The organism is Bradyrhizobium macuxiense, from assembly GCF_001542415.1.
Classification (GTDB): domain Bacteria; phylum Pseudomonadota; class Alphaproteobacteria; order Rhizobiales; family Xanthobacteraceae; genus Bradyrhizobium; species Bradyrhizobium macuxiense.
Genome location: NZ_LNCU01000091.1, coordinates 1 through 18,324, shown reverse-complemented (window position 1 = coordinate 18,324; position 18,324 = coordinate 1). Strand labels below are relative to the sequence as shown.

Sequence of the window (18,324 nt, the reverse complement as noted above, 5' to 3'; positions counted from 1 at the left end):
GTCGATCTCGATGGCGCAATCGTTGCCGACGACCCGGGTTAGTTCGCGCAATGATCCGAACGAGGGCTGCCCGCCGAGCGGTTTCAACCGGTGTGCCTCGTCGCGTACGAAGCGAACCATCGGCGCCTCGCCGGTCGTGCCGTGGATACGCACGTTCGCCACCTCACGCTCCCACTTGGCGAGATGCGCCTCGAATGCCTCCCAACTTACGAAGGAATGCCCCGCGATCGCGTTCTTCTTCACGTAACCGACGCCATTCTCCGTCTTGCCCTTCGTGCGTGCCCGATATGGCGCGCAGGCGCGTGGACGGAAGCCCCAATGCTTCGCAAACGCGATGAGTTTGTCGTTGAACTGAACCGACCGGCTGCCGACGTCGTGGCGCACCACAAGTGCGCGTGGGTTGTCCATCAGCACTTCCTCCGGGACACCGCTGAAGGTCGTGAATGTGCTCTCGAGCCCAGCGAACCAGTGCTCCTGCTTCTCGGCCCGGAACGCACGCACATGTACCCGCCGCGAATGCCCGAGCGTCGCCACGAACACGAATGCTTTGATCTTCGCGCCGCCGATCTCGACCAGGCGCTCTCCGAAGTCGATCTGCAGCTGCCGGCCAGGGGGCGTCTCGAACCGCGTCGTCGCCAGCGCCTCCGCCTTCAGCGCCTGACGATAGGGCTGCACCGCGCGTTGCAGCGTTCGCCGGCTGACTGTCACGCCTTTCTCGGCCAACAGATCCTGGCGAACCACATCAGCATTACCGCGATGGCGAATGAACCTCTCGCGCAGCCAACCTTCAAGGCCGTCGAGCCGCTTCGGCCGCTCAGGCGACTTGAACGGCTTCACCCCACCCGCCGCCACGTAGTCCTTCACCGTGTGATGGCTGCAGCCCAGCTGGCGCGCAATGCGCTTCAGCCCCCATCCGCACGCTCTCAGGCGCAACATCTCCGCCACGTCATCCGGCGTCTTCATCACCTGCCCCCGTGGATCACTCCACGGCGAGCCTCTAGTGATTCGTTCCTCGTTCATTCGCTCTCTCCTCAGCTATCCGAGGAGGGGGCAATTCCTCATGACGCCGAGGGGGCAGTTTTCCATGGCGCGCGACATGCAACGGTACACTCTTCGGTTGGTCCTACTGGACTTGGTCGCCGTTCGGCACCGGCAATGGTCCCTGGATCGAGTACCAGACGCTGACGTATTTCTCCGACTCAACGATTGGTTCGATTGGTCCTTGCCCGTTTAAGAGGGGTACAGCCAATAAGCCCATGACGGAGGTAGCCATCGGCTCAATCGCCCCAGCTGAAGTCGCCGAGGAACTCTACGAGGATCATGGCTGCCCTTGCGTCTAGGCAATCGAGACCGGAACAGTTTCTCGATTGGTTTGCCAACGTTACGCGCACGTGGGTTTCGTTTCCGCGGGCTTCGAGACACACCTGCCGCCGCACCCTTTCTCCAATCCGGCTGCGGCGGCTTCGCTATTTCAAGGACAGGCCAGCCCTCACTCGTCGTCAACCAAATGAGATCAAGCCCCGCTCTGCAGTCATGCGGCGCGTGCCGGTCCCGATGCGCCGGGCTGGGTAGCTGAGGGGATTAGCGCACCGGGACCACTGCACGAGCGCCCCCGAAGAGGTTCGCGATTCGAGAGTCTGTAGCGGAACGCGGCGGAATTGAGGTTTTGCGACGCGAACGACAACCGCGCAGGCTCTTCTGCGCGCTTTGGTTTTATTTTTGCTTCCCCGAAGTGTTTTGCCGTGTTTGTTAGCGGTGATGCGCTGGCACGATATGAAGCAGATTGAGAAACCACCCTCGCCGCATGCCGTGCGCTGAACGGCGACGAACGTCAGACGGCTCAATGTTATTCGCGAAAGCTCATCAGGATTTCGACGGTGAGGCTTTCGGTTTGGCCGCGATGTGGTCTCAGATCAATATGTGCGGCCGATGATCGCGTTTTCAGGCAAGCAGCGGCAGATCTGACCGCGTCACGATCGTCCAGGTGGAGGACAAATAGAAATACTGATCGCTGCGAGATTGAACGTCTCAGTCGTGACATCGCGCGTGCCGCCCGCATCGCTTGATCGGTTCGATCGCCCCACGCGGGAGAGCTTCACCTCCGGTCCATCCGATTCCAGAAAGCCTAGTCGCTGATCCGCGTAATAGACGTCGACGACACCGCGATCCGGATCAAGGTCAGCTGGGATTTGCTTGAAAATGCCGTGTCGGCCACCCGAGACAGGGCTGTTTCGGGTTCGCAGGATGATACCGGGTGGCGTCCCCCCGAGCGAATCGAACCCCTGACGTGGTCTTGAGAGGACATAGAGTGCGGCTTAGCGCAGCGAGCTAAACCCGGAGTACCTGGATCTTTTGCGGCGCACTTGCTGCCATGCAGCAATCAATCGAAGGCCGATCTGAACGATCGCGATGCTCGCGGCGAAGAGCCAATTTGGCTAATCTTTCGGCCAAAACAGGAAGCGCCCATGTACCATCCTCCCGGGGTCACGACATCTCCCGACTTCCCCGTTCCCGAACTGATGAAAGCCTGGGTTCTCGGTGACCCCGACCAGCTTTTCCTTCGCCAGAAACCCACCCCGATCCCCTCACGAGCGGAGGTACTCATCCGCATTGATGCGGTCGCAATCTGCGCCACTGATCTCGAAATCATCCATTCCGGCTCGCCGGCGAGCATTCGGGGCGGCCTGCCCTTCAACAAGAACTTCACGCCGGGTCACGAGTATATGGGCACGGTTGCCGCGCTCGGGCCTGACGTCGACGAATTCCGGATCGGCGAGCGCGTTAGCGTTGAGATTCACGCCGGGTGCGGCCAATGCAAACGCTGCCGCCAGGGCATGTACACGTCCTGCCTCAACTATGGAAAGCCCGAGAAAGGGCATCGGGCCAACGGCTTCACGACCGATGGGGGATTCACCGAGTACGCCATCAATCACATCAACACGCTGGCGCGTGCCCCCGATACCATGAGCGATGCGGAGGCAACGCTCGTGGTGACCGCGGGGACGTCAATGTATGGCTTGACAGAGCTGGGGGGATTGGTGGCCGGCGAGAGCGTCGTTGTGATTGGTCCTGGCCCAATCGGACTGCTCGCGGTAGCGGTCGCCAAAGCGCTCGGCGCAAGCCCGGTGATTTTGACCGGGACACGCAACAAGCGATTGGCGATCGGCCAGGAGCTGGGAGCCGATCGCGTCATCAATATCAACGATGAGGATGCTGTTGCGGTCGTGAAGCAGCTAACTGGCGGAATCGGTGCGGATTATGTGGTCGAGTGCGCCGGGACCGAGGCAACGCTCAACCAAGCCATCCACATGACCAATCGCGGCGGCAAGATCTGCCTCGCCGCTTTCCCGCACGAAATCCCATCGCTCGATATCGCGCATCTCGTGCGCAACAACATCTACGCCTACGGCATACGTGGCGAAGGCCGCAGTGCAACCCACCGAGCGATGGAGCTGATGGCGGAGAAGCGGTTCGACGCGACAAAGATCCACACGCATACTTTCCCGCTCGCTGACCTGCCGACCGCGCTCAGATATGCGCGCGAGCGCGTGGATGACGCTATCAAGGTCGTCGTCACCAACCGAAGCGCTGAGGCGGTCGCGAGCGCCGCGGAATAGAGGGCGTCACCGTCGATCAGCCATGGCGATTATGCGAGAGATCCTCTCTAGACCGAACAGTAGCGCTCCTTGATCTCGCTGTCGGCAAGCAGCTCCCGCGCCGACGCGTGGTGCACCACAGCACCCTGGTCCAGCACATAGGCGCGATCGGCAATATCAAGCGCGAGTTCGACATTCTGCTCGACCAGCAGGACCGTCGTCCCCTGCCTTTTCATGTCGCGGAACAGCGCAAACATCTCGTCGACCAGCACAGGCATGATCCCCTCGGAGGGTTCATCAAGCATGATCAGGTCAGGCTTTGCGATCATTGCGCGTGCGATCGCCAGCATTTGCTGCTCACCGCCGGACATGGTGACGGCCTCCTGGTCCAAGCGCTCGGCCAGCCGTGGGAACACCCTCGCGATCTCAGCGATCAATTCAGCTTCCCGCTTCTTCTCCGGCGACGCGACCAGACCAAGCCGCAAGTTCTCCCGGACGGATAATCCCTGCACGATCCGCCGTTCTTCAGGAACATAGGCAAGCCCCAGGGCGAAACGTACATGCGCCGGCTGGCGCAGCAGCTCCTGGCCCTTGAAAATCACCGAGCCGCGCGTTCGATCCATCAGGCCAATGATCGACTTCAAGGTGGTCGTTTTGCCGGCGCCATTGCGGCCGATCAGGCAAACGATCTCGCCCTTTGCAACCTCCAGACTGACGTCCTGCAGGGCATGGCTGGCTCCATACCAGGCGTTGAGCTTGCTGATCTGCAACATGCCGTCAATGTTCCCGCTGGCCGAGATAGACGCGCTTCACTGCTTCGTTTTGCCGAACTTCCTGTGGCGTTCCCTCGGCAAGGAGCTCTCCGTGATGAAGCACGAGAATACGATCGCTGATTCCAAGTACCAGCTTCATCTTGTGCTCGACAAGGATCACCGTGCGCTCCCTTGCGAGCTTCACGATCAGATCCATCATGGTCCGGGTTTCCTCCGGGCTCATACCAGCCGTCGGCTCGTCCAACAGCAACAAGCGAGGCCGACTGGCCAGCGCCATGCCGATCTCGAGCGCGCGCTGCTCGCCGTGTGCAAGCGTCTTGGCGGCACGGTCACGAGACTCCCACAATCCGACCAGAGCCAGCAATTCGTCCGCCTGCTCGACCAGTTCGCGCAGCCGCGCACGCGGGCGCCAGATGTCGTATCGCGACACCAGAGCCTGCAGGCCAACCCGGATGTTCTCATGCGTCGTGAGTTGTGGGAACACGCTCGTGATCTGAAACGACTTCGCGATGCCCATGTGAGCAAAGCGATGCTGCGGCTGGCCGGTGACGTCCCTCCCCTCGAACTCGATATTGCCTCGCGACGGAGGGAAGCCCCCGCAGAGCAGGTTGAAATAGGTGCTCTTCCCGGCACCGTTCGGGCCGATAATCGACGTGATCGCTCCTTTGGAGAATTCGGCGGATATGTTGTTCAGCGCGACAAACTTCCCGAACGTCTTGCCAACGCCCCTGGTGCGCAGAATGATCTCTCTCGCGGGCTCTGCTACGGCCATCATCGCCTGCCTCGCCCAATCAGCGTACCCCAGATGCCTGCCGGGAAGAACAGCACGCACGCGATGAAGATTGCCCCCACGATCAGTTGCCAGTGAACGGTCCAGACCGACACGAGATTCTCGAGCACGAGGTACACCGCCGCACCGATCATCGGCCCAAAGAATGTCCCCATGCCGCCCAGCAAGGCGATCATCACCACCAGACCCGACGTCTCGTAGTGCAACATCTCGATCGGTACGATCGACAGGTGAAGGGCTTGCAGCGCGCCCGCGAGACCGCAGAAACCGCCGGAGAGAACAAAGGTCAGCAATCGTGTCAATGTGACGTCATAACCAGATGCGCGGGCTCGCATCTCGTTCTCGCGAACCGCTTCGATGGCCGCCCCAAACGGCGATGCCAGGATACGTGACATCACGAACAGCGCGGCAATCACAAAAGCTGCGATGGCGTAGTAGCGGACCAGCGGGTTGATGAAATCGATCTGCAAGCCAAACAGATCGATCGTACGAACGTTGATACCGCGCAGGCCATTCTCGCCGCCGGTCCAATCAACCGCTTGATAGAACACGTAATAGATGCACTGCGACAATGCCATCGTCACCATGGCAAAGTAGATACCGCGCGTTCGGATTGCGAGCACACCGATCAACAGCGCGATCAACAAGCCACCGAACACGCCAGCCGCAATGGCCGCGTACCACGGCCAGTCGAAGTGCACGACAGCAATGCCACAGAGATAGGCGCCGGTCCCGAACAATGCGGCGTGACCGAAGGACAGGAGCCCCAGATATCCGAACACAAGATTGAAACCGAGGGCATACAGCCCGTAGATCAGGATATTCACTGCCAAAGCCGTGAAGGGCATTATGAGGGGAAAGATCAGGATCGCCGCGGCTGCGAGGCTGGCGCGATGTCTTGTCGCGAACTCGTACCAGCCGACCGCTGAGGTCTGAGATTGCTTGATGGACTCGGTGGCTTCGGTCATGCTCGGCTTAACTCAGCAATCCGGCGCGACCAAAGAAGCCCTGCGGCCGGACAATCAGGACGATTGCCATCAAGGCAAAAATGGACACTTTGGCCATTTCAGGCGCAAACAGCGAGGTCATGCTGACAACCACGCCGACCAAGAGACCCGCCAGCACAGCGCCGCCGATCGAGCCCATGCCGCCCACGACCGTGACCACAAAGGCTTCGGCCAGGATGGTGCCTCCCATCTCTGGAATGACGCCTTGAAGCGGGGCCGCCAGTAGGCCGGCGAAGCCCGCAATCGCGGTTCCGATCCCGAAGACGATCAACCAGACCCGGGACACGTCAACGCCAAGAACACGGACAATCTGCGGATCGCGGGCCCCGGCGCGAACAATGAGCCCGAAGCTGGTCTTTTCCAGAAACAGCCAAAGCACCAGCAGGACGACCGCCGTCGCTCCGATCACGAACAGGCGGTACAGCGGGAAATATCCGACACCGATGTCGACGGCGCCCTGTAAGACCTCGGGCGTGTCGAACGGATATCCCGTCTTGCCAAAAGCAATCCGCACGCATTCGACCATCACATAGCTGAGCCCGAAGGTCAGCAGCAAGGGATAGTCGATGCCACGCCCGTAAAGGGGGCGGATCAGCACCCGCTCGACCGCCATGCCGAACAGCCCGATCAGCAGCGGAACAGCGACCAAACAGAGCCAGAAGTTGCCCCCGAGCGAGATCAGATAGAGCCCGACATAAGCGCCAACCATATAGAACGCTCCGTGGGCGAAGTTGACCACCGTCAGCATCCCAAAGATCAACGACAGTCCGATCGCAAACAGCACGTAAATTGCGCCGAGCGCCAGCCCGGCGAACAATTGCAGCGCAATCAGGTCAAAGCTCAGGCCCGCCATCAGTCATCCTAAAAGCGGCACGCACCATCGACGGCCGCACGCCACCTTGCCAGCTCAGCTCTTGTGGCCAAGCGCTTCGCACGTACGAAGATTCTTCTCGCTCGGTTCCTCGGTGGAAAGAACCTCGAACACATCGGATTCGTTCTTCATGTCCTTGGACTTCGACTTGATGACGAGCACCGACTGGACCGACTGGTGATCACACTTACGATAGTACTGCGGCCCCTTGTAATAGTCGTACTTCAAGGCCTCCAATGCGGCGATTACCTTCTCGGTATCGACGGTGCCCGCGCTCTTGACGGCCTCGAGTACCGTCCGCACACCACCATAGCCTAGGGCGCCGTAATCCGTCGGCAGCTTGCCGTCGTACATCTTGCGGAATGCGTCGTTGAATGCCTTGGTCGAGGCAAACTTGTCTTCGATCCCCCAATAGAACGAGCAACCGCCGACGACGCCTTCAAAAGCCTGGGCGCCCGCGGCAACGCGACTTGCGTGCGAGAGCAGCGGCGCGATGATCTGGATCGATTTCTTGACGCCGAAGTCGGTCGCTTGCTTGAGCACGATCTGTTGATCCCGGCCGAAATTGCTGATGCACAGGATGTCGGGCTTCAGCGCCTGCAGACGCGGCAGCAGGGTCGAGAAGTCGGTCGTTCCCAACGGATGGCGGATATCGCCGAGATTCTCGATGTTGAACTCCTTGCCGACTTCGAGGAAACCGCGAACCATCTCGTGACCATAGGCATAGTCTGCAGTCAGAAACGCAATCTTCTTGCCGAACTTGGGAAAGGCATAGCGGCCGACCGCGCCCGACGTCATATGCGGGTTCAAGGCTTCGTGGAACGTGTACTTGCTGAAGTCAGCCGCCTCATTGATGGCGTCGGACTGGCTGATCGAATTGAAGATGATGCCGCGCTCCTTGGTGACATTGTTGATCGCGAGCTGAACGGCCGCGGACAGACTGCCGACGACGAAATTAACCTTCTCCTTTTCGACCAGTTCCAGCGTCCGCGTCGCCGCCTCCCCGGGGTTCAGCTTGTCGTCGCGCACGACAAGCTCTGCCTTCCGGCCATTGAGACCGCCGGCATCATTGAACTGGGCCACAGCTAGCTGGCCTGCTCGTACCTGGTCCTGCGCTTCGGCACCGTAGGGTCCGGTCAAGGGAACCGGAAAACCGATCTTGATCGGCGCTTCCTCAGCCTGAAGCAGATTGATACGAAAGGGAGAGGCGGCGAGAACGGCTCCGGCACTCGCCGTCGTCAGCAACCGGCGGCGCGATAGCAATCCAGCTTTGGTGACCGTCTTCGTCATGACTATTCCTCCCCAAGAATGATCTGTTTGACTTATTTGTCGTCTATTTGCCGGAACGTCTCCTGCCTAGATCCGTCCCAGTGCCGTCAGGATAACCTGAGGCGTGAGCGGAATCTCGGTAATTGTAGCGCCGAACGGCCGGAGCGCGTCGTTGATTGCATTGGCGACCGCAGCCGCCGCGCCGGCCGTGCCGGCCTCGCCCGCTCCCTTGGCTCCCAGCTCCGTTTCCTGCGTCGGCGACACCACGTGACCGACCTCGATGTCGGGCATCTCGCCGGACATCGGGACCAGGTAGTCCGCCATGTTGGCATTGGTGAGCTGGCCACGCTCGTCGTAGATGCACTTCTCGAACAGCGCCGCGCCTAGCCCCTGCACCACCCCACCCCGGATCTGCTCATCGACCAGCTGCGGGTTGATAATCGTTCCGCAATCCTCGACCACCCAATGCTTCAGCAGCTTCACGAATCCGGTTTCGGTGTCGACCTCGAGCCATGACGCTTGAACGCCATTGGTAAAGGCAAAGGGATATTGACGCGGGACAAAATGGCGGGNCGGGTCGCCATCAGCTCCGGCTGGATCCCTGGTGGCAGTGTATCCGGCCGGAAATAAACGATCCTTGCAAGTTCGCTGAGCTCGATCCGCGGCGCGGCGTCGCTGACGTTCACAACGCTACCGTTGACTATATCAAGCTCGGCCGTCGTGGATTGCAGGATAGCCGCGGCAACATCCAGAATATTCTTTCGCAGGACCTTGGCGGCCTGCAGCGCTGCTTCACCGCCGATGCCGGCTCCACGGGAAGCCCATGTCCCCCCGCCATACGGCGTGTTGTCTGTGTCACCGAGCATGACCCGAACACGGTCCATTGAAACGCCAAGCACGCTGCCTACAATCTGGGCCGTAAGCGATTCCGACCCTTGTCCCTGCTCCGTGATGCTGGTCTGGCAGATCACCGAGCCCTGCGCGTCCAGTCGAACCGCAACGCCGTCCTGCGACGAAATCTTCGCACCGCCAACACCGTAGAAGGCCGCGCTCGGATTGGTGACTTCGATGAAGCTCGCGAGACCGATGCCCCGGTGAATATTCCGGTCTCGCAACGACGCCTGCTCTGCCCGTAGGGCGTCATAGTTCATCATCTGAAGCAACTTGGCGAGGGAGGCATGGTGCGACAGTTGTTCGAACTTCATGCCGGAGGGCGACGCACAGGGATAGGCATCGTCGGTGATCAAGTTGCGGCGCCGGATCTCTACCGGGTCCATGCCGATCTTCGCGGCGGCCAGATCGACCAGCCCCTCGGTCACTGAACAGGCAATCGGATGGCCGACCGCCCGGTACTGGCACATGACGTTCTTGTTCTGGAAAACGGCCCGAGCCCGCGCACGGTAGTTCGGAGTGACGTATGGACCGCCGACCAGATTGACGACCTGATTGGCTTCGATGGCACTCGTCCGTGGATACATCGAGTAAGGCCCGATTCCGGTCAGGTCGTCGATCTCGAAGGCGGTGATCGAGCCGTCTTGCTTGACGCCGATCCGCCCTCTGCAACGATGATCGCGAGCATGAATGTCGGTGTTGAAGCTTTCGACGCGATCGGCGACGAACTTGATCGGTCGACGCAGGAGTTTGGACAGCGCGTAAGTTGCCATTTCATCGGCGTAGACGTGGACCTTGATGCCGAAGGAACCTCCGACATCCTTGCAGACCACGCGAACCTGCGCTTCCTTCAACCCCAGGTGCAGAGCCGCGATGTTCTGCACCATGTGCGGCGCTTGTGTACCCTGATAGATCGTGAGCCGCGCCTCAGCTGCATTCCAGTCGGCAACAACCGCTCGCGGTTCCAGCGTCACGCCAGTATGACGTCCAAAGACAAAATCCGCCTCGACCACGGCATCGGATTGGGAGAACGCCTGATCAACATCGCCCGTGTTCAGGGTCCGCTCGAAAGCAAGATTGTCGCCCAGCGAAGGGTGAATAACCGGAGTGGACGGATCGAGCGCGCTGCGCATATCCGTGACCGCTTCGAGCTCCTCGTAGTCGACGGCAATATGCTCCATCGCATCTTCAGCAGCCGCGCGGCTGGTCGCTACAATCGCTGCAACCGCCTCGCCCTGCCAACAGGCTCGCTCGATCGCAATCGCGTGCTGCGGCGCCGACTTCAGTCCCTTCAAATGCGAGAGCACACCGATCCATGGCGTGATGACGGGCTCGAGCTCGCGGCCCGTAACCACGGAAATCACGCCCGGCATGCGCTTTGCGGCGACCGCCTTGATCGCCAGGATCCTCGCGTGGGCATACGGCGACCGGAGAAAGACCACGTGCGCCATGCGCGGCAGTTCCAGATCGCTGACATATTGCCCACGCCCTTGCAGCAATCTGTCGAGATTCGGCCGCGGCACTGTCTTGCCGATATAGGAATTCGGGCGGTCCAGTACCGAGAGCGCATCCGACGTCGCGCGGCTCACCGTCATGCGGATCGCTCCGCGCGCGCCCTCGCCGTTGCCTCGACGGCATCGACGATGGCCTGATAACCCGTGCAGCGACAGTAGTTGCCTGAAAGGTGCTCGCGGATCGCTCTGCGATCGGGCATCGCCGTTTGTTGGAGCAAGTCTTGCGCCGTTATCAGCATTCCCGGCGTACAATAGCCGCACTGCAGCGCGTTGCGTTCGCGAAACGCCGCCTGGAGATCGGCAATCTCTCCGCTGTCGGAAAGACCCTCAATCGTCTCAATCGCTGTCCCGTGCGCTTGCACTGCCAACGTCAGACATGAGCGAACAATCTCACCATCGATGCGCACCGTGCAGGCGCCGCAGACCCCGTGTTCGCAACCGATATGCGTTCCCGTCAATTTCAGATTGTCGCGGAGGAAATCGGCAAGGTTGAGCCTCGGCTGCACGGCGGCATCTACCTGTTCGCCGTTGACCAGGAGCGAGACCGGAATGGGCGCGATCACCTCGCCACTCCCGTCGCCAGTTCTGGACGCGAGAGCAGCGTCGCTACGCAACGGACCAGCAGAACCTTTGCAAGATGTCGGCGCATCGCTGACGATGCTTGTTGATCCTCCTGGGGATCGAGTTCACTGGCTAACGTCACCGCCGCCTCGGCAAGCGCTGCAGATGTAATGGCGACATCGACCAACGTGCGAGCTGCCGACGCGAGCAGAGGGCGATCGCCGACCGCGAAGAACCCGAGCCTGAGATCAGCGAACATCCCGTCCCTGACGACCGCGTGAGCAGCGAGACCTACGATGGCGTAATCTCCGTGCCGCCGGGCATACTCCTGAAAGAAGAAGGTCGAGCCTTCCGCGGCGACAGGAATTTCGACCGCGACCAACAACTCCTGCGACGATAAGGCCGTTTCGTAGATCCCCTTGAAGAACTCGGTTGCAGCGATCCGGCGCTCGCCACCCGATCCGCGCACGACAATGGTCGCGTCAAGCGCGACGATGCAGGCCGGCAGTTCGGACGCCGGATCAGCGTGCGCAAGGCTGCCGCCAATCGTTCCGCGATTGCGAATTGCAGGATGGGCGACGTGCGTAACAGCGTCCCGCAGCAATGGCGCGTGCGCCGCAACTTCTGGGGAGTTAAGCAGGTCGGCATGGCGAGTGAGAGCGCCAATGACCAGGACATCTCCCTTCACCGCGATGCCACGCAGTTCGCGAAGGCCGCCAATATCGACCACAATGTCCGGGGATATGAGCCGCAGATTCATCGTCGGCATCAGGCTCTGACCGCCCGACAGCACCTTCGCCCTATCGCCATGAGCAGCCAGCAGCTCCAGCGCGTTCACGACGCTGGTCGCGCGGGCATAGGCGAAAGCCGCGGCTTTCATCAGGGCGTGGCCTCCCGGGCCGATTTCGCTTTTCCGGATTAGAGGGCCGCTCAATTTAAAGGTCAAGCTTGTTTATCGGGTGATTATTTGTCCGTTGGGGGGCTTGTCTTCGCTGCACGAAGGACGCAGGTTTCCCACCGACGAAAAGGCCCGCCCACGGGGAGCAGCAAATCATGAAGCTCGGGTTCTTTACGATGCCGATCCATCCCGTCGAGAAGGATTGGCGGCAATCGCTCTGCGAGGATCGTGAAGCCTTCCTGCTCGCGGATGAGCTCGGGTTCACCGAGGCTTATGTCGGCGAGCATGTTACCGACAGAGCCGAGAACATCACCTCCAGTATCGCGTTCATCGCCTGGATCGCAGCCGCCACCAAGCAGATCAAGCTTGGAACTGGCACAATCAACATGCCAAACGCCCATCCGGCAGCGGTAGCAGCGTCAGTCGCGATGCTTGATCACATGCTCGATGGTCGCTTCATTCTCGGAATCAGCCCCGGGGGGCTCCTTTCCGACGCAGAAGTGTTTGGCAACCTCGACGCCGATCGCAATGCAATGTTTCTCGAGGCTATCAATCAGGTTCTTGACATCTGGGCAGGCAAGCCGCCTTACGGCTTGCAGGGCAAGTACTGGAATATCTCAGTCAAGAAGACTCTGATCGAAGACATCGGGCAGGGAATTATAGCGCGTCCCTTGCAGATCCCTCACCCCCCGATCGTCGTCACCGCCGTCGCTCCGTTCTCAAAGGGTGTGACCGAAGCTGCAGCACGTGGTTGGGATCCCATCTCGGCAAATTTCTTGATGCCGGCGTGGGTGAAGAGCCATTGGCCAAAATATGTCGAAGGCTGTGAGCGTGCGAGCCGGGCGGCTGACGCCGCCAATTGGCGCGTCGCCAAGAGCGTGTTCGTGGCCAAGGACGCCGCAACGGCGAAGGCTTACGCTACGGCCCCGGATGGTCCCTATGTGTACTACTATCATCAGTTATTCACCAAGCTGAAGCGCAGCGGCCGCCTTGAGCTGTTCAAGACCCGGCGGGACCAACCAGACTCGGAGGTCACGCTCGAATCGATCTGCGACAAACTCATCATCTATGGCACCCCCGAAAGCGTGGCTGATCAGATTCTCGCATTCCAGGAAGAAATCGGCACCTTTGGAACCCTCCTTTATGCCGGCAAGGACTGGAAGGATCGCGAACTTGGCCGCCAATCGATGATCCTGATGGCCGATAAGGTGCTGCCGCGCATTGATGCCAGCGTTACCGGATCGCCGACAGAGAAGGAGTTCCGACGTGGCCTTCACTGATCGCATTCCGTATCAGGCTCAGGTCGATCGGCCGAAGCTCGCATTGCCGGCCGGCAAGAAACTCGCCGTATGGGTCATCCTCAACGTCGAGGAATGGCGCATAGAGAATGCGATGCCGCGCACCGTGCTAAGCCCGCCGATGGGCCAGCCACTGTTACCCGACGTGCCGAATTGGTCGTGGCACGAATACGGCATGCGCGCCGGCTTCTGGCGACAGTTCAAGGCGCTCACAGACCGGAAGATACCGGTAACGCTGGCCCTGAATGCCAATGTCTGCAACGCCTACCCGCGTGTGGCATCCGCTGCGCTCGAGGCGGGATTCGAATTCATGGGGCATGGCTTCATCCAGGGCCCAATGCACAAGCTCGAGAACCAGGCGGATGCAATCAAGCGCTCGGTCGATACTATCGCCGAATTTTGCGGAAGGGCACCACGATCCTGGGAAAGCCCGGGCCTGACAGAGACAGAAGAAACGCTCGACCTTCTGCGTCTCAACGGGATCGAGTATGTTGCCGATTGGGTGATTGACGACCTTCCCCAGGACATCGTCACGCCGCACGGAATTGTGACGACGATTCCTTATTCCGTCGAAACCAACGACATCGTTATTCACGCACTGCAGCATCTTCCATCTGAACAATTTTTGAAGCGCTGCACCGACCAGTTCGATCGGCTGTATCTCGAAGGTGCAGGAAACGCGCGGATTATGGCCATCTCGGTCCATCCCTACATCACCGGCGTGCCCCACCGCATCAGATACCTGGAGGCCTTGCTCGACTACGTGATCGGGCATGACGGCGTAGCGATGATGACTGCGAGCGAGATCGGCGATTGGTACCGAGGCGAGATGGCGAAGTAGTACAGATCAAACAACGACCTTGAGGGGCGCGCGCTGGCGATCGTCCGAGTTCTCGGCCAGCCGTTCAAATCCTGCAAGAAAGACATCGAGCGCATCACTGATCATTTGCGCCTTGTCCTCAAGAACGGGTGCCTCATAGATGTATCTGCGTACGCCGTAATAGAAGATGCCGCCGTGAAACACCCAGGCCAGTTCCAGCTCAGCAGCACTTGGCCTGCTTTGCGTCGCAAGTCCAGCGTCGTGGCGGCATTCTCTGATGATGCGGCTCAGGATCTTGTCCTTGACCATGCCGACGTACCAACGATTGATATCGAGGCCTTTCAGGCCCGAATAAAGATAAATCCGGAGCCATTTGCGGGTGAAGATCGCATCCGTATAGGCTTGGTAAAACTCCTGCAGGCGCACGCGGAGGGGACGCGAACGGTCACTGAGCAGTTTCTCCCAACCGGTCTCAAGCGGGCCGAGGTAGACCTTGCGGTAGACCTCCTTGATGAGATCGTCCTTGCTCGGAAAGTAGCGATAGAGCAGCGGTTGGGTCACGCCGAGTTTGCGCGCCAGTGCGCGAGTACCACCTCCGAACCCCTCGTCAGCGAAGAGCTCCGTCGCCTTGGTTACAAATTCGCTGCGGCGATCATCGGCAGACAACCGCGTTTGCTTTGCGCGCGTACGCTTGACCGGTGCCTTTCGGTTCATGATGCCTTGTCACCATCGCCAGCGAGAAACCGACCAAAACCGCCGCCCGCGAACAATAGAGGCGCCTTCTGATTATAGGCGTATGCCTCCACCGCCCCCAGGAAAATGACATGGTCCCCGCCGTAATACCGATTGGCCGCACGGCACTGAAAATTAGCGACCGCATCGGCAAGCACAGGGGCATTTCCGAGGCCTGGAGCCCAGCTCACGCCCGCGAACTTGTCGCCGGACGATTTGGCGAATTTCAGCGCCAGCGCCTGTTGCGATGCGCCCAGAACGTTGACCGCAAAGTGGCTGGCATTCTGGAAGATAGTGAGCCCTTGCGAGAACACGCCCAGGCTCCACAGCACCAGCGGTGGATTGAGCGATACCGACGCGAAGGAATTGCAGGTGATCCCATACGGTCTACCTTCGGCCGACATCGCCGTCACGATCGTTACGCCGGTTGCGAAGGTGCCGAGTGCATTGCGGAAGTCACGCGGATCTATTGCCGAATTATCGCTTGCGAGCTCATTGGCCGGATCCGCCGGATGTTTGGGTGGGTCAGACATCCCGCCGGCCTCAGAGGGTCAGGTTCTCGGACGGCAGCCCAAGTGCAACCCGCCCATAGTTGGTTCCCGCCGCGTCGAAATTGAATGCGAGATGCGAATTCACCGCATGCGCGTCGCGAAATTGGCGCTGCAAGGCTCCTGATGTGAACAGACTGCGGGCCCCACTCGCCGCAAATAAAAGAGACACGGCATCGGTGCAAAGATTGACCGAGAAGGCACCGTCGCGTCGCAACCTTGTCTTCGCAGCGATATCCGGAACATGCCCCCGCCGAACCTCTGCGAGCGTGTCGATACAGTTGGTGCGCATGATCAAGCGTGCTGCATCTATCTTTGCTGACGCCTCCGCGATCTTGATCTGTGTACTCTGCAAGTCCCCGATCTTGGCCCTGTTGTATGTTGAAGCGCGATGTCGCGCGATCTCGACGTAATCGTCCAGGCAAGCCTGAGCATTTCCCAGTCCGACCCCCGACAGCACATACGGAAACAACGAGAATACTGGAAGCGCGTATAGCGCGTTCGGATTGATAACGCTGCCGGGCGTCGGACCTCCTCCCAGGTCTCTGACGGCAATTGTCATGTGATCGGGGACAAATGCGTCGCTCGCCCGGACATCGTTTGATCCTGTTCCGCGCAAGCCGGCCGCATTCCACGTATCGTCGATGCCGTAGTCTCGCTTGTTCAACAGGAACAGCCGATACTCGACCCCGTCGGCCTCGTCATCGGACGCGACGACGCTGGCGAGCATGTTCCATTCGCACGACCCCACTCCCGATGAGAATGGCCAATGACCATCGAGCACATATCCACCATCCGTCTTCCTTGCGCGACCGGCCGGAAAAACAAAGGACGATGCGATCAGCGTGTCAGGATTCTTGCCCCATACCGTCTGCTGCGCCTCAGGCGCGAACATAGCCAGCATCCAATGATGGCTGGCAAGATTTGCGAAATTCCACGAGACCGACGCATCACCCCTCCCCAACGCATCGGCGCAATCGACTAGAGCGACATAGTCGAGTTCGCTTCCTCCGACGCGCCGAGGCTGCAGGATTCGGAAAAGCCCACTATCGTGGAGATCTCGCTCCGTCTCCGGCGGCAATCGTCGCAACTCTTCGGTCCGCGGCGCCCGTTCGCGTAGCACCGGAACGAGTGCGTTGGCCCGCGCGATCATGGCCGGGTAACTGTCCGAACTGGGTCCCGGCGGCCAGTTTGCGTCAAGGCCGGCGCCAACCTCAACCATTGGCGTTTCCTTCGTTTATCCCGATCGCGATGACGTGAAGATGCGGTCGGACCCATGAACCAGTTTATCGACCGATCACCAAAGATCAAGGTGCGGGGCAAGGCGTCCTACGCAACCTCGTAGCTAGCATTACAGTTGTCTTTTTGCTTTGAGGTGCGCCCGTTGAGCTGCCGCCTGGTGGGCTCTGCGCCAGAAGGACCAAGCGATGATGAGCGCGGGTTCGATCCGCGTGCGATGAAGTCTGATGGCAATGCGGCGGATTTCCTGGAGTGACCAGCGGATCAGTTTGGGGGCGGTTTTGTTTTGGCTTTTGCCGCGTGGCGCCGTTTCGTTTTTTTGGGCGGCGTCGGATTGGCGCGATGCCGGATTGCGGCCATCATGGCGAATGCGAGCATCACCAAGGACACGTGACGGTGCCAGCCATGCCAGGATCTGCTCTCGTTGTGATCGAGCCCGAATTCGTTTTTCGCAGTTTCAAAGCTGTCTTCGATCGCCCATCGATGGCCTTCGACCGCGACCAGCGTTTCAATTGATGTTCCTGCCGGGCACCAGGTCGAGAAGAAGGCGAGGTCATCATCAGCGATACGACGCCGGATCAGCAGACCGCGTGTCCAAAGACCTTGATCGACGCTGTTGAATTCTTCGGCATCGAGATCGGCTAGTTCGAGATAACACCAATCGTGCAGCCGCGGTCCTTTGGTTCCGGCACCGGCCGACAGGCGCTTCCAGTCGGATGGGCGTCGCGTCCGGGCGAGTTCCGCAGCCGTCCCGGCGACCGGCGGTCGCTTGCCCCAGGATCGGAATACATGAGCGCTGTTGACCCCAAGCACGTAGCCCTTGCCGGCCCGACGCAATTGCTGTTCGAGGTCGCCAACACCGTAAACGGTATCGCCGGCAACCCAGTTGAATGGGACAGACGCCGCTATCGCCCGTGCGATCATTCTCGTCGCAAGCTTTGGCTTGGTCGCAAAACCGACGTCGGCAGGCACGTATGTGGCTTCCAGGCGATCTGGATCGTCGGTCCATTCCTTCGGAAGATATAATGCGCGATCGATGAACGCATGGCCATGACGCGAAACGTAGGTAGCGAACACGCCGATCTGGCAGTTCGTAATCTTGCCTGCCGAACCGGTGTATTGCCGCGCCACGCCGCACGACGCCTTCCCCTGTTTGAGAAAGCCGGTCTCGTCGATGACGAGGACCGCATCGTCGTCTGCCAAATGCTCCATCACATAGTCGCGGACAATATCGCGCAAGGCATCGGCATCCCAATCGCTGCGACCCAAGATCGCCTGTTGCCGCCAAGGACCAGGATCGCCAGCGGCCTCCGCGCGCATCCAACCGGTCTTGCGTTGCTCATCACCGAGCAGACCTTCCAGAAACAGGCCCGCGTTCCTCGCAACACGTTCTTGCCCGAACAGCGGACGTATCCGCTTCTTAACCTCCCGAAGCGACGCAGCCCACAACGCAAGCGTCTCTTCAACTGACGCTGCCTGCGCCCACAATCTTCGAATCATGGTTGCCCATGGATTCA

The 18,324-nt window shown here is 60.1% G+C and carries 15 protein-coding genes and 2 pseudogenes; 3 read left to right on the top strand and 14 right to left on the bottom strand.

Annotated elements, in window-relative coordinates:
* Positions 1-1,020: IS21 family transposase (istA, locus tag AS156_RS27545; protein WP_082747766.1), on the bottom strand; the 1,020-nt coding region annotated here is incomplete at its 3' end.
* 1,445 nt (positions 1,021-2,465) lie between these two features.
* Between istA and AS156_RS27535 the strand changes: the two genes are divergently transcribed.
* On the top strand, positions 2,466-3,617 hold the full coding sequence (locus tag AS156_RS27535) for a zinc-dependent alcohol dehydrogenase (protein ID WP_066511211.1): 1,152 nt from the start codon (positions 2,466-2,468) through the stop codon (positions 3,615-3,617).
* Between the two features lie 47 nt (positions 3,618-3,664).
* Here the strand turns inward: AS156_RS27535 and AS156_RS27530 are convergent, their stop codons facing one another.
* From AS156_RS27530 to AS156_RS27495, 9 genes and pseudogenes are all read right to left on the bottom strand, one after another.
* Entirely contained in the window at positions 3,665-4,369 is a 705-nt protein-coding gene (locus AS156_RS27530; protein WP_066511204.1) for an ABC transporter ATP-binding protein, read from the bottom strand.
* Positions 4,370-4,373: 4 nt separating this feature from the next.
* Complete coding sequence (locus AS156_RS27525) at positions 4,374-5,144, bottom strand: ABC transporter ATP-binding protein (protein ID WP_066511202.1); 771 nt, start codon at positions 5,142-5,144, stop codon at positions 4,374-4,376.
* A complete protein-coding gene (locus tag AS156_RS27520; protein ID WP_066511196.1) occupies positions 5,141-6,127 on the bottom strand; it encodes a branched-chain amino acid ABC transporter permease in 987 nt (328 codons plus the stop codon). Before AS156_RS27520 ends, AS156_RS27525 begins: the two co-directional genes overlap by 4 nt.
* Positions 6,128-6,134: 7 nt before the next feature.
* Positions 6,135-7,019 (bottom strand): branched-chain amino acid ABC transporter permease, encoded by an 885-nt coding sequence (locus tag AS156_RS27515; RefSeq protein ID WP_066511194.1) that lies wholly within the window; start codon positions 7,017-7,019, stop codon positions 6,135-6,137.
* A gap of 54 nt (positions 7,020-7,073) precedes the next feature.
* On the bottom strand, positions 7,074-8,327 hold the full coding sequence (locus AS156_RS27510; RefSeq protein WP_066511192.1) for an ABC transporter substrate-binding protein: 1,254 nt from the start codon (positions 8,325-8,327) through the stop codon (positions 7,074-7,076).
* A 66-nt stretch (positions 8,328-8,393) separates the two neighbouring features.
* Positions 8,394-8,878, bottom strand: a pseudogene (locus tag AS156_RS45015) (molybdopterin cofactor-binding domain-containing protein); the annotation flags it as partial.
* Between the two features lies 1 nt (position 8,879).
* Positions 8,880-10,792, bottom strand: a pseudogene (locus tag AS156_RS27505) (xanthine dehydrogenase family protein molybdopterin-binding subunit); the annotation flags it as partial.
* Positions 10,789-11,274, bottom strand: coding sequence for a (2Fe-2S)-binding protein (locus AS156_RS27500; RefSeq protein WP_066511190.1), 486 nt, complete (start codon positions 11,272-11,274; stop codon positions 10,789-10,791). The pseudogene AS156_RS27505 and the gene AS156_RS27500, both read right to left, overlap by 4 nt.
* Entirely contained in the window at positions 11,271-12,152 is an 882-nt protein-coding gene (locus tag AS156_RS27495) for an FAD binding domain-containing protein (RefSeq protein WP_066511187.1), read from the bottom strand. Before AS156_RS27495 ends, AS156_RS27500 begins: the two co-directional genes overlap by 4 nt.
* A 173-nt stretch (positions 12,153-12,325) precedes the next feature.
* Here AS156_RS27495 and AS156_RS27490 point away from each other — a divergent pair, with 173 nt between their 5' ends.
* Together AS156_RS27490 and AS156_RS27485 are read left to right on the top strand one after the other, a co-directional pair.
* Positions 12,326-13,450 (top strand): LLM class flavin-dependent oxidoreductase, encoded by a 1,125-nt coding sequence (locus AS156_RS27490; protein ID WP_066511180.1) that lies wholly within the window; start codon positions 12,326-12,328, stop codon positions 13,448-13,450.
* Positions 13,437-14,309 carry a polysaccharide deacetylase family protein gene (locus AS156_RS27485; protein ID WP_082747765.1) on the top strand — a complete coding sequence of 291 codons (873 nt, stop codon included), beginning with the start codon at positions 13,437-13,439 and terminating at the stop codon, positions 14,307-14,309. Before AS156_RS27490 ends, AS156_RS27485 begins: the two co-directional genes overlap by 14 nt.
* A 6-nt stretch (positions 14,310-14,315) precedes the next feature.
* Here AS156_RS27485 and AS156_RS27480 read toward each other — a convergent pair whose 3' ends face one another.
* The 4 genes from AS156_RS27480 to AS156_RS27465 all read right to left on the bottom strand — a co-directional run bounded on the left by AS156_RS27480 (position 14,316) and on the right by AS156_RS27465 (position 18,307).
* Entirely contained in the window at positions 14,316-15,002 is a 687-nt protein-coding gene (locus AS156_RS27480; RefSeq protein WP_066511174.1) for a TetR/AcrR family transcriptional regulator, read from the bottom strand.
* Entirely contained in the window at positions 14,999-15,553 is a 555-nt protein-coding gene (locus AS156_RS27475) for a flavin reductase family protein (RefSeq protein ID WP_066511171.1), read from the bottom strand. The genes AS156_RS27480 and AS156_RS27475 overlap by 4 nt, the downstream gene beginning before the upstream one ends.
* A 10-nt stretch (positions 15,554-15,563) precedes the next feature.
* The gene (locus AS156_RS27470) at positions 15,564-16,790 is read right to left on the bottom strand and encodes an acyl-CoA dehydrogenase family protein (RefSeq protein WP_066511169.1); all 1,227 of its coding nucleotides are present in this window, start codon (positions 16,788-16,790) and stop codon (positions 15,564-15,566) included.
* Between the two features lie 281 nt (positions 16,791-17,071).
* Positions 17,072-18,307 carry an IS701 family transposase gene (locus AS156_RS27465; protein ID WP_066503483.1) on the bottom strand — a complete coding sequence of 412 codons (1,236 nt, stop codon included), beginning with the start codon at positions 18,305-18,307 and terminating at the stop codon, positions 17,072-17,074.
* Positions 18,308-18,324 lie beyond the last annotated feature (17 nt).